This window comes from Ruegeria atlantica, from assembly GCF_013033965.1.
GTDB classification, from domain to species: Bacteria; Pseudomonadota; Alphaproteobacteria; order Rhodobacterales; family Rhodobacteraceae; genus Ruegeria; species Ruegeria atlantica_D.
Window position 1 is genome coordinate 1 of record NZ_WQFE01000010.1, and the last position, 14,459, is coordinate 14,459.

8 protein-coding genes are annotated in these 14,459 nt (G+C 57.9%); 1 reads left to right on the forward strand and 7 read right to left on the reverse strand.

Going from position 1 to position 14,459, the window contains the following annotated elements; genetic code table 11:
• Window positions 1–115 precede the first annotated feature (115 nt).
• Genes fusA through rpsL form a run of 3 tightly spaced genes read right to left on the reverse strand, consistent with a single transcriptional unit; the run spans window position 116 to window position 3,109 of the window.
• Complete coding sequence (fusA, locus tag GOW16_RS16530) at window positions 116–2,233, reverse strand: elongation factor G (RefSeq protein ID WP_170417016.1); 2,118 nt, start codon at window positions 2,231–2,233, stop codon at window positions 116–118.
• Window positions 2,234–2,251: 18 nt separating this feature from the next.
• Window positions 2,252–2,722 (reverse strand): 30S ribosomal protein S7, encoded by a 471-nt coding sequence (rpsG, locus tag GOW16_RS16535; protein ID WP_008756926.1) that lies wholly within the window; start codon window positions 2,720–2,722, stop codon window positions 2,252–2,254.
• Between the two features lie 15 nt (window positions 2,723–2,737).
• Entirely contained in the window at window positions 2,738–3,109 is a 372-nt protein-coding gene (rpsL, locus tag GOW16_RS16540; protein WP_005621086.1) for a 30S ribosomal protein S12, read from the reverse strand.
• 385 nt (window positions 3,110–3,494) lie between these two features.
• Here rpsL and GOW16_RS16545 point away from each other — a divergent pair, with 385 nt between their 5' ends.
• Window positions 3,495–4,301 (forward strand): putative rhamnosyl transferase, encoded by an 807-nt coding sequence (locus tag GOW16_RS16545; protein WP_170417018.1) that lies wholly within the window; start codon window positions 3,495–3,497, stop codon window positions 4,299–4,301.
• Here GOW16_RS16545 and GOW16_RS16550 read toward each other — a convergent pair.
• From GOW16_RS16550 to rpoB, 4 genes are all read right to left on the reverse strand, one after another.
• A complete protein-coding gene (locus GOW16_RS16550; RefSeq protein WP_170417020.1) occupies window positions 4,286–5,155 on the reverse strand; it encodes a DMT family transporter in 870 nt (289 codons plus the stop codon). The two genes, GOW16_RS16545 and GOW16_RS16550, sit on opposite strands and share 16 nt — an antisense overlap.
• 87 nt (window positions 5,156–5,242) lie before the next feature.
• Window positions 5,243–5,698: a macro domain-containing protein gene (locus tag GOW16_RS16555; RefSeq protein ID WP_170417022.1), complete on the reverse strand. Its 456-nt coding sequence runs from the start codon at window positions 5,696–5,698 to the stop codon at window positions 5,243–5,245.
• Window positions 5,699–5,832: 134 nt separating this feature from the next.
• Entirely contained in the window at window positions 5,833–10,074 is a 4,242-nt protein-coding gene (rpoC, locus tag GOW16_RS16560) for a DNA-directed RNA polymerase subunit beta' (protein ID WP_170417024.1), read from the reverse strand.
• Window positions 10,075–10,126: 52 nt separating this feature from the next.
• Window positions 10,127–14,263 (reverse strand): DNA-directed RNA polymerase subunit beta, encoded by a 4,137-nt coding sequence (gene rpoB / locus GOW16_RS16565; RefSeq protein ID WP_170417026.1) that lies wholly within the window; start codon window positions 14,261–14,263, stop codon window positions 10,127–10,129.
• Between the last annotated feature and the right edge of the window lie 196 nt (window positions 14,264–14,459).

Below are 14,459 nucleotides of genomic sequence, written 5' to 3' on the forward strand. Positions count from 1 at the left end.
CAATCGTGCCGATGTTGACGTGCGGTTTTGTACGCTCAAACTTTTCCTTTGCCATGATGGCCTCCTTTTTCGGTAATGAAGGGAGCGCGTTAGCCGCGCTCCCTCAAATCTTCGCTTATGCGTATTTCGCCTGAATCTCGTCCGAGATGTTCTGCGGAACCGGATCGTAGTGGTCGAACTGCATGGTGAACTGGGCACGGCCCGACGACATCGAACGCAGAGTGTTGATGTAGCCGAACATGTTCGCCAGCGGAACAAACGCGTCGATCGCGATCGCGTTGCCGCGCGGTTCTTGTCCAGACACCTGGCCCCGACGCGAGGTCAGATCGCCGATGATACCGCCGGTGTATTCTTCCGGGGTGATCACTTCGACCTTCATGATCGGTTCCAGCAGTTTCGCGCCAGCTTTGCGCATGCCTTCACGCATACACATCCGCGATGCGATTTCGAACGCCAGAACACTCGAGTCAACGTCGTGGAACTTACCGTCCAACAGGGCAACCTTGAAGTCGATCACAGGGAAGCCAGCCAGAGGGCCGCTGTCCATGACCGAGTTGATGCCTTTTTCAACACCCGGGATGTATTCCTTCGGAACGGCACCGCCAACGATGCGGCTTTCGAACGAATAGCCTTCGCCCGCTTCGGTCGGCTGGATCTCCAGCTTGACTTCCGCGAACTGACCCGAACCACCCGACTGCTTCTTGTGGGTGTAGGTGTGCTCGACCGGCATCGAGATGGTTTCACGATAGGCCACCTGCGGTGCACCGATGTTCGCTTCAACCTTGAACTCGCGCTTCAGACGGTCAACCAGGATGTCCAGGTGAAGTTCGCCCATACCCTTCATGATGGTCTGACCCGATTCCAGGTCGGTTTCCACACGGAAGGACGGGTCTTCGGCGGCCAGACGGGCCAGACCCTGGGACATTTTCTCTTGGTCGCCCTTGGTTTTGGGCTCAACCGCGATCTCGATCACCGGATCGGGGAAGGTCATGGTTTCCAGAACCACCGGATCCTTCGCATCACACAGGGTGTCACCGGTGGTGGTGTCTTTCAGACCCGCCAGCGCGATGATGTCGCCTGCAAACGCTTCTTCGATCTCTTCCCGGTTGTTCGAGTGCATCATCATCATACGACCGATGCGCTCTTTTTTTCCTTTGGTCGAGTTCAGGATCGAGTCACCCTTGTTCATGGTGCCCGAGTAGATCCGGGTGAAGGTCAGCGAGCCAACAAAGGGGTCGTTCATGATTTTGAACGCCAGACCCGAGAAGGCCATGTTGTCATCGGCACGACGTGCGATGTCACGAACTTCTTCTTCGTCGCCGGGTTTGAAGCCCATGTAATCGACAACGTCCAGCGGGCTGGGCAGATAGTCGATCACAGCGTTGAGCAGAGGCTGAACGCCTTTGTTCTTGAACGCCGAACCACCCAGAACCGGAACGAACGCGATTTCCAGAGTACCTTTGCGCAGCAGGGCGCGCAGGGTCGGAACGTCGGGCTCATTGCCTTCCAGGTATTCCATCATCGCGTCGTCGTCCATTTCGACGGCCGCTTCGATCATCTTGCCGCGCCATTCGTCAGCCATGTCCTTCAGGCTGTCGCGGATCGGAGCTTTGATCCAGCTTGCGCCCAGATCTTCGCCCTGCCACAGCCACTCTTCCATGGTGACCAGGTCGATCAGGCCTTCCAGCTCGGATTCGGCACCGATCGGAATACCAACCGGAACAGCGCGTGCACCGGTGCGGTCTTCGATCATGTTGACGCAGTTGAAGAAGTCAGCGCCGATCTTGTCCATCTTGTTGACGAAAACCATACGCGGAACCTTGTAGCGGTCAGCCTGACGCCACACGGTTTCGGTCTGGGGCTCAACACCGGCGTTTGCGTCCAGAACGCAGACGGCACCGTCGAGAACCGCCAGCGAACGTTCAACTTCGATGGTGAAGTCAACGTGGCCGGGGGTGTCGATGATGTTCAGGCGGTGCTTAGGAGTTTCTGCGGTCTGACCGTCCTCGGTGCGTTCCCAGAAAGTGGTGGTCGCAGCCGAAGTGATGGTGATGCCGCGTTCCTGCTCCTGCTCCATCCAGTCCATGGTGGCTGCACCATCGTGCACCTCACCGATGTTGTGGGATTTACCAGTGTAATACAGGATACGCTCCGAGCAGGTGGTCTTACCTGCGTCGATGTGCGCCATGATACCGAAGTTACGGTACAGTTCGAGCGGATATTCGCGTGCCATTGGTCTAAGCCTCTCGGATTACCAACGATAATGGCTGAAGGCTTTGTTCGCCTCGGCCATCTTGTGGGTGTCTTCGCGTTTCTTGACGGCGGTACCGCGGGACTGAACGGCATCCAGCAGCTCGCCTGCAAGGCGCTCTTCCATGGTGTTTTCGTTGCGGCCACGCGCAGCAGTGATCAGCCAACGGATGGCCAGTGCTTCGCGGCGCTCGGGGCGCACTTCGACCGGAACCTGATAGGTTGCACCACCAACCCGGCGCGAGCGAACCTCGACCGAAGGTTTGATGTTGTCGAGCGCTTCGTGGAACACTTCGACAGGAGCGCGCTTGATCTTGCCTTCAACGCGGTCAAATGCGTTATAGACGATGCGCTCTGCGACCGACTTCTTGCCGTCGATCATCAGGTTGTTCATGAATTTGGTCAGTACCTTGTCGCCAAATTTGGCGTCAGGCAGGACTTCGCGTTTTTCGGCGGCGTGACGACGTGACATATCAGCCTCTCCTTCTTACTTGGGACGCTTCGCGCCGTATTTCGAACGACGTTGCTTACGGTCTTTGACGCCCTGAGTATCCAGAACACCGCGCAGGATGTGGTAACGCACACCGGGAAGGTCTTTTACACGGCCGCCACGGATCAGAACAACCGAGTGTTCCTGCAGGTTGTGGCTTTCACCGGGGATGTACGAGATAACCTCGAACCCGTTGGTCAGGCGCACCTTGGCAACCTTACGCATCGCCGAGTTCGGCTTCTTCGGTGTGGTTGTATATACACGTGTGCAGACGCCGCGTTTCTGCGGGCACTGCTCCAAGTGCATGGACTTCGAGCGTTTTACTTTGGGCTGCCGCGGCTTGCGGATCAGCTGTTGAATAGTTGGCATTCCGGTTTCTTCCCCGTTTTGCAACACACATGACATGCACGCGGGTTGCGTGCGGTTAAATTCGCTGCACTCATGCGTCCACAAGCGCAAAACCCGCGAGCGTTCCCATTCCGAGGTGAACGTCGCGGTTTGTTATCAGAGGGCGCGAACTACAAAATTGTCCGGGCCTTGACCAGTTCATTACTGGAATCGGTTATGGGGCGGCCCCCGGCACCGAGATGACGCGCGTATATGAGGAGTCGACCCAAGTGTCAACAGCGCACGCCCAGTCAGCCGATTGGCGGTGTTTTATCAAGGCGTGGGCTTAGTTTCCAGAACCATTCGCCCGTTGCGAGCAAATGTGGACAACGGCATAGTGGCGGCAAAACTCTGCGATGGACGAAACATGCAAGTCATTGGCCTGTGCCGCTTTTCCTACCCCGCAATTGGCGGCTATCAGGTGGAACATGAAACAGTCGAAGAGCGGCGGCAATACCTGTACAGCCCCGAGCGGCTGGAAGAACGGTTCCGGCTGTTTGAAACGACCACCCTGCCCTGTTTTCGGGAACAGACCGACGAAGATTTTGAGTTGTTCGTTCTGATCGGGGAATGCTTGCCCAAAGCTTCGATGGACCGGCTCTTTGACCTGACTTCGGGCATCAAACAGATCCGAATTGTCAAACGCGCTCCGGCCCGGCATCGTCCAGTCGTCAAGGAGGTTCTGCACAGCGCCCGTACCGACCCGGATCAGCCGTGCATCCAGTTTCGGCATGACGACGATGACGCCGTCTCGGTCGACCTGATCGAACGTCTGCGCCTTGCGACAATCGACGCCAAGGGGCTGATCCGGAACAACCGTACAGTCGGGCTGGATTTCAACAACGGGTTTCTGGCGCGGTTCGGATCGGATGGCATTCGCGCGACCCAGGTGTTCCGATCCCTGTTGGGCGTCGGTCTGGGGATGTATATCGCCGGCGGTTGCAAGCACACGATCATGAGCTTTACCCACCATAAGATCGGTCGCTTCATGCCGGTGATCAGCTATCCTGACGCGCCCATGTGGGTTCGCACCCTGAACAATTTCAACGACTCACCCCATGCACGTGCCAGCAAGGCCGAGCTGTTCCCACTGACGTCGGAACAAGAGGGTGAATTCATTGCCCGCTTTGCCATTGAACAAGACGAAGTGCGGCGGGTTCACTCCGCAGGTTGAGACTGACGTTCCCGGAACAGAGTGAAAAGCCCAGCCCCTACGACCAGCGCGGCTCCGACCATCGTTACCGTGTCCGGCCAATCGCCAAACACAACCCAGCCCAAACCCAAGGCCCAGATCAAACTTGAATAGCGGAAGGGTGCTATGAAACCGACATCCCCTTCGCGCATCACCAAAACGCTGCACAGATACCCGGTCAGGACAAAGACGGCGGCAGAGGCCACCAACGCGCCCGCTCCGATTGGAACAGGTTCCCAACCAGTTACCATGGTCGCAATTCCAGCCGCCATAGTAATGGACAACGAGGTCGCCAGAGTAACGGCGAGCGATGGCACATGAACGGACATGCGCCGCGTAATCAGATCCCGCGCGGTGACGGATGCCACCGCAATCAAAGCGTAAATCGCATAAATGCTGAACCCGTCTGGCCCTGGCCGCACAATCAGCAACATGCCAGCGAACCCCATTACAATCGCCAGAATCCTGCGCCAGCCGATGTGTTCACCAAAGAACAGAACCGCGCCCAACGTCACTGTCAGCGGCAAGGCCTGAAGGACGGCCGTCACATTCGCCAACGGCATATGCAATAGCGCTGTAAGAAAGAAGAACGTGGCCGAAAGTTCGGCCAGACAGCGCGCAACCACCAGCCACTTATCGTGACGCGGGAAATTCAGATGCAGCGCGCCAAGATGCCGCGCCAGCAGAAACACAAGGAACGTCGCCAGAACGCCACGTATCACCACCATCTGAAACAGCGGGATTTCTTTCCCAGCGGCCTTGATCAAAGCATCATTGACCGTAAAGGCAGCCATGCTGCCCATCATCAGCATCGCGCCCCTCAAATTCGGGTTCATAGTGGCAGATTCCAAAACTTCAAAGAAACTTGGCCCATTGGCCGCAAGCCCGCATGAGATGTCAACATGAAACCCCGGCCCTGTTGTTCAGTCGGGCAAGATCACCAGCGTATGGTCCATACCCATCAGGGCCGCGTCTATGCGCTGCGATATCTCGGTCCAATCGCCCCCGGCCAGACCCGCGCCGATCATCGGATAGCCGATCCGGGACGTGGGGAAAGCCCGCGCAATCGTCGAAAAACAACCCGAGATCGCATCATATTCCACAAGCCGCCCCGGACCCTCCCAATGAAATTGGGTATAGGCATTTACCACCACAAATTTGGTTGTTCCCCGTGTGATCTCTGCCGTAGAAATCGATCCTAGTTTTGATCGATCCCCATGCTCTGTCCGCTTGTCGGCCTCAAGTGCGTCAGGGAATTCCGCCGCAATAATCCGGGCGATCCCGGCACCCATCGCGTGGAAACAATTGCAACCGTGGACAATGACATCAAACTCACCATCAAGCGCCAGCTGTATCAAATCTCCCTTGAGTGTAGGCATCCTGCATCCCCTGGTCAGTGGGTCGCTGTCTTCGAGCTTACCGTATTGTACCATGATCGCTCGAAAGCACGCCAAGGGCAAAAGAAAAGGCCCCGCGAAATTGCGGGGCCTTTCCGTTTTACTGCACGAGGACGTTACTCGCGGCTTTCCGGTGTTTCCACCAGAACGTCCAGTTCGTCACCGACCATATCGTCATCCATGACCGGCGCAGCCAGAGCAGCGGCCGCTTCGGCCTCTTCCCGGCGGGCTTCGATCACGACGTTGTCGCGGCCTTGCGCAACCTGACGCACGGCCTGGGTCGCGCCGCCGGTACCGGCGGGGATCAGACGACCGACGATGACGTTCTCTTTCAGGCCAACCAGCTTGTCCTTCTTGCCCTGAACCGAAGCTTCGGTCAGCACGCGGGTGGTTTCCTGGAACGACGCCGCCGAGATGAACGAACGCGTCTGCAGCGAGGCTTTGGTGATCCCCAAGAGGATCGGCTCGCCCTGAGCCGGACGACCGCCGCGGGCCAACGTCTTCTCGTTGGCTGCGTCGAACTCCTGCTTGTCGACATGTTCGCCTTTCAGCAGGGTGGTGTCACCTGAATCCAGGATCTCCCACTTCTGCAGCATCTGGCGCACGATGACCTCGATGTGCTTGTCGTTGATCTTCACGCCTTGCAGACGATAAACATCCTGCACCTCGTCGATCATGTAATCCGCCAGCGCTTCGACACCCATGATGGACAGGATGTCATGCGGGGCCGGGTTACCGTCCATCAGGTATTCACCCTTCTGGATGAAGTCACCTTCTGCGACCGGGATGTGCTTGCCCTTGGGCACCATGTACTCGATGGTCTCCATGGACTCATCAGCCGGTTCGATGCTGATGCGGCGCTTGTTCTTGTAGTCGCGGCCAAAGCGCACGTAACCATCGGCTTCTGCGATGATCGCGTGATCTTTCGGGCGACGGGCTTCGAACAGTTCAGCCACACGCGGCAGACCACCGGTGATGTCCTTGGTCTTGGCACCTTCACGCGGGATACGCGCGACAACTTCACCAGCTTCAATCTGTTGACCGTCTTCGACCGACAAGATCGCGTCTACCGACATCGGATAGTGAACCGGGTTGCCCGCATCGTTGCGGACCGGCTCGCCATCTTCACCGACCAGAATGATCTCGGGCTTCAGGTCGCTGCCTTTGGGGGCGGCGCGCCAGTCGATCACGATCTTCTGGGTCATACCGGTTGCATCATCGGTCTCATCGCGGACTGCAATGCCCGAAACAAGGTCAACATACTTCGCGGTACCGGCTTTCTCGGCGATGATCGGCAGCGTGTAGGGGTCCCACTCGTACAGCTTGTCGCCACGGGCAACTTTAGCACCGTCCTTGACGAACAGCTTCGAGCCGTAACCCAGCTTGTGGCTGGCACGCTCTTCGCCATGTTCGTCCTTGATCACCAACTTCATGTTCCGACCCATGACCAGGATTTCACCTGCGGAATTGGCCAGAACCTGCGGGTTCTCGAACGATACGACACCGTCTTGACTTGCTTCCTGGAACGACTGCTGGCCACCTTGTGCAACACCACCGATGTGGAAGGTCCGCATCGTCAGCTGTGTACCGGGCTCACCAATGGACTGAGCGGCGATGATGCCGACGGCCTCACCCGTGTTGACCCGCGTACCGCGTGCAAGGTCACGACCATAGCAGGTCGCACAGACGCCTTCCTCGGACTCACAGGTTAGAGGCGAGCGGATGCGCATCGACTGAACACCAGCTTCATCGATGGTGTCGGCCATACGCTCGTCGATCAGCTGACCTGCAGCCACGATCACCTCTTCGGTGCCCGGGCGCAGAACATCATCAGCCGCAACACGGCCCAGCACACGTTCCGCCAGCGAGGCAACAACCTCGCCGTCGTTCACGGCTGCTTCGGCAGTGATCGCACGCTCGGTGCCACAGTCGATCTCACGAACGATACAGTCTTGCGCGACGTCCACCAGACGACGGGTCAGGTAACCCGAGTTCGCCGTCTTCAGAGCGGTATCCGACAGACCCTTACGGGCACCGTGCGTCGAGTTGAAGTACTCGAGAACGGTCAGACCTTCTTTGAAGTTCGAGATGATCGGCGTCTCGATGATGTCACCGTTCGGCTTGGCCATCAGGCCACGCATACCGCCCAGCTGTTTCATCTGAGTGACAGAGCCACGCGCACCGGAGTGGGCCATCATGTAGACCGAGTTCGGTTCCTGCTCGGAGCCGTCATCCGCCCGATCTGACGACGAGATTGTGCTCATCATCGCCTCGGTGACGCGGTCGTTACACTTCGACCAAGCATCGACAACTTTGTTGTACTTTTCGCCCTGAGTGATCAGGCCGTCCATGTACTGCTGTTCAAAGTCCTTCACCTGACCGCGGGTGTCATCAACGATGCCCCACTTGTCGTCTGGAATGACCATGTCGTCCTTACCGAACGAGATGCCAGCCTTGAACGCTTCTTTGAAGCCCATCGACATGATCTGGTCACAGAAGATAACCGACTCTTTCTGACCGCAGTAACGATAGACGGTGTCGATGACCTGCTGAACTTCTTTCTTCCGCAGCAGGCGGTTGACCAGCTCGAAAGGAGCTTTGTTGTTCATCGGCAGCAACGCACCCAGACGCAGACGGCCCGGAGTCGTTTCATAACGCTTCTGAACTTCGTTGCCTTCGTCGTCGATCTGCGTGATCCGCGCGGTGATTTTCGAGTGCAGATGCACCTCACCCGCGTCCAGCGCGTGCTGAACTTCTTCGATCGAACCAAAGACTTTGCCTTCGCCCGGCATGCCTTCGCGTTCCAGGGTCACGTAGTACAGACCCAGGATCATATCCTGCGACGGAACGATGATCGGCGCGCCGTTTGCAGGCGACAGAACGTTGTTCGTCGACATCATCAGAACACGCGCTTCCAGCTGAGCCTCAAGGCTCAGCGGGACGTGAACGGCCATCTGGTCCCCGTCGAAGTCGGCGTTAAAGGCCGAGCAGACCAGCGGGTGCAGCTGGATGGCTTTACCTTCGATCAGAACCGGCTCGAACGCCTGAATGCCAAGACGGTGCAGCGTCGGCGCACGGTTCAGCATGACAGGGTGCTCGCGGATCACCTCGTCGAGGATATCCCACACTTCGGGACGCTCTTTCTCGACCAGTTTCTTCGCCTGTTTCACGGTCGAAGACAGACCCTTGGCTTCAAGGCGCGAGTAGATGAACGGCTTGAACAATTCCAGCGCCATCTTCTTGGGCAGACCACACTGGTGCAGCTTGAGTTCCGGACCGGTCACAATGACCGAACGACCCGAGAAGTCGACGCGTTTCCCCAGAAGGTTCTGACGGAAGCGGCCCTGCTTACCCTTCAGCATGTCCGACAGCGATTTCAGCGGACGCTTGTTGGCGCCGGTGATCACGCGGCCACGACGGCCGTTGTCAAACAGAGCGTCAACGGACTCCTGCAGCATCCGCTTTTCGTTGCGGACGATGATGTCAGGTGCACGCAGTTCGATCAGACGCTTCAGACGGTTGTTCCGGTTGATGACGCGGCGATACAGATCGTTCAGATCCGAGGTCGCGAAACGGCCACCATCCAGCGGAACCAGCGGACGCAGTTCCGGCGGAATGACCGGGATCACAGTCATGACCATCCACTCGGGACGGTTGCCCGACTCGAGGAAGGATTCAACAACCTTCAGACGCTTGATGATCTTCTTGGGCTTCAACTCGCCGGTTGCTTCGGCCAAATCAGCGCGCAGCTGCTCGGCTTCGGCTTCCAGATCGATCTGGGCCAGCATCTCACGGATGGCTTCGGCACCGATATTCGCGGTGAACGCGTCCATGCCATAGGCATCCTGCGCGTCCATGTACTCTTCTTCGGTCAGCATCTGGCCGTAGGTCAGGTCAGTCAGACCGGGCTCGATGACGACGTAGTTTTCAAAGTACAGTACGCGTTCCAGATCACGCAGCGTCATGTCCAGCATCAGACCGATGCGGGACGGCAGCGATTTCAGGAACCAGATGTGTGCAACGGGCGCAGCCAGTTCGATGTGGCCCATACGCTCGCGGCGGACTTTCTGCAGGGTGACTTCCACACCGCATTTCTCGCAGACAACGCCGCGATACTTCATCCGCTTGTATTTGCCGCACAGACATTCGTAATCTTTGATCGGGCCAAAGATACGCGCGCAGAACAGACCGTCACGCTCGGGCTTGAACGTCCGGTAGTTGATAGTTTCGGGTTTCTTGATCTCACCATAGGACCAAGACAGGATCCGTTCAGGGCTGGCCAGCGAAACCTTGATCTCGTCAAAGACTTTCGGCGGTGTCAGCGGGTTGAACGGGTTGTTGGTGATTTCCTGGTTCATTTTGATACCTCAAATTTTGCGGAAGGGGGGACGGGAGGAAGGGCCGAGGCCCTTACTCCTCAACCTCCGCATCCAGGAGTTCCATATTCAGGCCGAGGCCACGGACTTCTTTAACCAGAACGTTGAACGATTCCGGTACGCCCGCTTCAAAGTTATCCTCGCCCTTGACGATCGACTCATAGACCTTGGTCCGGCCGGCGACGTCATCCGATTTCACGGTGAGCATCTCCTGCAGGGTGTAGGCGGCGCCGTAAGCTTCCAGAGCCCAGACTTCCATCTCACCAAAGCGCTGACCACCGAACTGCGCCTTACCACCCAGCGGCTGCTGGGTAACCAGGCTGTAGGGCCCGGTCGAACGCGCGTGGATCTTGTCGTCCACCAGGTGGTGCAGTTTCAGCAGGTACTTGATGCCTACGGTCACCGGTCGTGCGAATTGCTCACCGGTACGACCGTCGAACAGAACCGATTGACCGCTTTCCGAGAAGCCCGCACGCACCAGCGCGTCGTTGACGTCTGCTTCCTTGGCACCGTCAAAGACCGGGGTTGCAATCGGAACACCGCGGGTCACGTTGCCCGCAGCCTCGATCAGGTGATCCTCGTCCATGCCGGCAATGCCTTCTTCATAGACATTTTCGCCATAAGCCAGCTTCATCGCTTCGCGAACCGGGGTCAGATCGCCGGAGCGGCGGTATTCACCCAGTGCGTCGTCGATATTCAGACCCAGACCGCGTGCGGCCCAACCCATGTGGGTTTCAAGGATCTGACCGACGTTCATACGCGAAGGCACACCCAGCGGGTTCAGACAGAAGTCAACCGGAGTACCATCAGCCAGGAACGGCATGTCTTCCATCGGAACAACCTTGGAAATCACACCTTTGTTCCCGTGACGACCGGCCATCTTGTCGCCCGGCTGCAGCTTACGCTTCACGGCGATGAAGACTTTGACCATCTTCATCACGCCCGGCGGCAGGTCGTCGCCACGACGGACTTTCTCGACCTTGTCCTCGAAACGGGCGTCCAGAGCGCGCTTTTGCACTTCATACTGCTCGTTCAGAGCCTCGACGATCTGTGCATCCTGCTCGTCTTCCAGTGCCAGCTGCCACCACTGACCACGGGTCAGCATGTCCAGAAGTTCCTCAGTGATCACCGACCCCGCCTTGACGCCTTTCGGGCCTTTGACAGCGGTTTTACCCAGGATCAGGCCCTGCAGACGCGCGTAGATGTTGCGGTCAAGGATCGCCAGCTCGTCGTCACGGTCACGGGCCAGACGTTCGACTTCCTCACGCTCGATCTGCAGCGCACGCTCGTCTTTCTCGACGCCGTGACGATTGAAGACACGGACCTCGACGACCGTACCGTAATCGCCCGGCTTCACGCGCAGCGAGGTGTCGCGCACGTCAGATGCTTTTTCACCAAAGATGGCGCGCAGCAGCTTTTCTTCCGGGGTCATCGGGCTTTCGCCCTTCGGAGTGATCTTGCCGACCAGAATATCGCCCGGTTCAACATCCGCGCCGATGTAAACTATGCCCGCCTCGTCGAGGTTGCGCAGCGCTTCTTCACCGACGTTCGGGATGTCGCGGGTGATCTCTTCCGGACCCAGCTTTGTATCACGGGCGGCGACTTCGAATTCCTCGATATGGACCGAGGTAAAGACGTCGTCACGCGCGATACGTTCCGAGATCAGGATCGAGTCTTCGTAGTTGTAACCGTTCCACGGCATGAACGCGACGACCACGTTCTTACCCAGAGCCAGTTCACCGATATCGGTGGACGGACCATCGGCAATCACTTCGCCTTTGCCAACCGTGTCACCCACTTTCACCAGCGGACGCTGGTTGATGCAGGTGTTCTGGTTCGAACGCTGGAACTTGCGCAGACGATAGATGTCAACGCCAGCATCGCCCAGTTCCAGGTCTTCGGTCGCGCGGATAACGATACGCTGGGCATCGACCTGGTCGATGATACCGGCGCGTTTCGCCTGAATCGCAGCACCCGAGTCGATCGCAACCTTTTCCTCGATCCCGGTACCGACCAGCGGTGCCTCGGCCCGCAACAGCGGAACCGCCTGACGTTGCATGTTCGAGCCCATCAGAGCGCGGTTGGCGTCGTCATTTTCAAGGAACGGGATCAGCGATGCAGCGACCGAAACCAACTGTTTCGGGCTCACGTCGATCAAGTCCACATTCTCGCGCGGGGCGAGAGTGTAGTCGCCCGACTGACGGGTCGAAACCAGATCGTTGATGAACTTGCCATCCGCATCCAGCGTCGCGTTCGCCTGCGCAACGGTGTGACGCATTTCCTCGGTCGCGGACATGTAGTGAACCTCATCGGTCACCTCAGCGTCTTTGACGACACGATACGGTGTTTCGATGAAACCATACTTGTTCACGCGGGCAAAGGTGGCCAGCGAGTTGATCAGACCGATGTTCGGGCCTTCCGGCGTTTCAATCGGGCACATCCGGCCATAGTGGGTCGGGTGCACGTCGCGAACCTCAAAGCCCGCACGCTCACGTGTCAGACCACCGGGACCAAGCGCCGAGAGACGGCGTTTGTGGGTGACTTCCGACAGCGGGTTGGTCTGATCCATGAACTGCGACAGCTGCGACGAGCCGAAGAATTCGCGGACAGCAGCCGCAGCCGGTTTCGCGTTGATCAGGTCCTGCGGCATGACGGTGTCAATCTCGACCGACGACATACGCTCTTTGATCGCGCGCTCCATACGCAGCAGGCCAACGCGGTACTGGTTTTCCATCAGTTCACCGACCGAACGCACACGACGGTTGCCCAGGTGGTCGATGTCGTCGATGTCACCTTTGCCGTCGCGCAGTTCGACCAGCGCCTTGATGCAGGCCACGATGTCTTCGCGGCGCAAGGTGCGCAGCGTATCCGGCGCATCTAGGGCCAGACGCATGTTCATCTTCACACGGCCAACCGCGGACAGGTCATAGCGCTCGCTGTCAAAGAACAGAGTGTCGAACAGGGCCGACGCGGCTTCGACGGTGGGCGGCTCGCCTGGACGCATGACGCGGTAAATGTCCATGAGCGCGGTTTCCCGACCCATGTTCTTGTCCTGCGCCATGGTGTTGCGCATGTAGGGGCCGACATTGACGTTGTCGATGTCCAGAACCGGGATGTCGGTGATACCTGCGTCGATCAGTTCCTTGACAGTACCGCCGATCAGGTCGCCGTCTTTGTCGTATTCCAGCGTCAGTTCATCGCCAGCTTCGACATAGATCGCACCGGTTTCTTCGTTGATGATATCCTTGGCGACAAACTTGCCAACGATATGGTCGAACGGAACCAGCAGATTGGTGACAACACCTTCGTCGATCAGCTTCTTGACCGCGCGCGGAGTAACTTTCTTGCCCGCTTCGGCAATCACTTCGCCAGACTTCGCGTCAATCAGATCATAGGTCGGGCGGGTGCCGCGTACACGCTCGGGGAAGAACGGCGCAATCCAGCCTTTCTTCTTGTCCAGCTTGTAGGACACGGTGTTGTAATACGCGTCCATGATCGCTTCCTGATCCAGACCCAGCGCATAGAGCAGGGTTGTCACAGGCAGTTTACGGCGACGGTCGATACGGGCGAACACGATGTCCTTGGCGTCGAACTCGAAGTCCAGCCAGCTGCCGCGATACGGGATGATGCGGCAGGCAAACAGCAGCTTACCCGAAGAGTGGGTCTTGCCCTTGTCGTGGTCAAAGAACACACCGGGCGAGCGGTGCATCTGCGACACGATCACACGCTCGGTACCGTTCACGATGAACGTTCCGTTTGGCGTCATGAGGGGCATGTCGCCCATGAACACGTCCTGTTCTTTGATGTCTTTGACCGATTTGGCACCTGTGTCCTCGTCGACATCAAAAACGATCAGGCGCAGTGTGACCTTCAGCGGCGCGCTGTAGGTCATGTCGCGCTGCATGCACTCTTCGACGTCGTATTTGGGTTTTTCCAGATCGTATTTCACAAACTCCAGAACGGAGGTTTCGTTGAAATCCTTGATCGGGAAAACCGACTGGAACACGCCTTTGATGCCTTCGCCGTCAGTGGGCTGCTCTGCATCGCCGGAGCGCAGGAAAAGATCATAAGAAGATTTCTGCACCTCAATGAGGTTCGGCATCTCCAGCACTTCGCGGATTTTGCCGTAATATTTACGAAGACGTTTCTGGCCAAGGAACGTTTGAGCCATGTCAGATGTCACCTTTCGATGTTCTCAGCGGGCAAAGACACCGTCGGGCCCCGGCATCTTGCACATTAGAGACGACACGTCCGGATCAATTCGTGGCCACCGTCCCGAATGGTAGCCTCCCGATCCGCGAACCGCGTCTTAGAAAACACCCCAACCCATGAGGCCCTTTCTAAGACAGGTTCGGCTGGACCCGGAT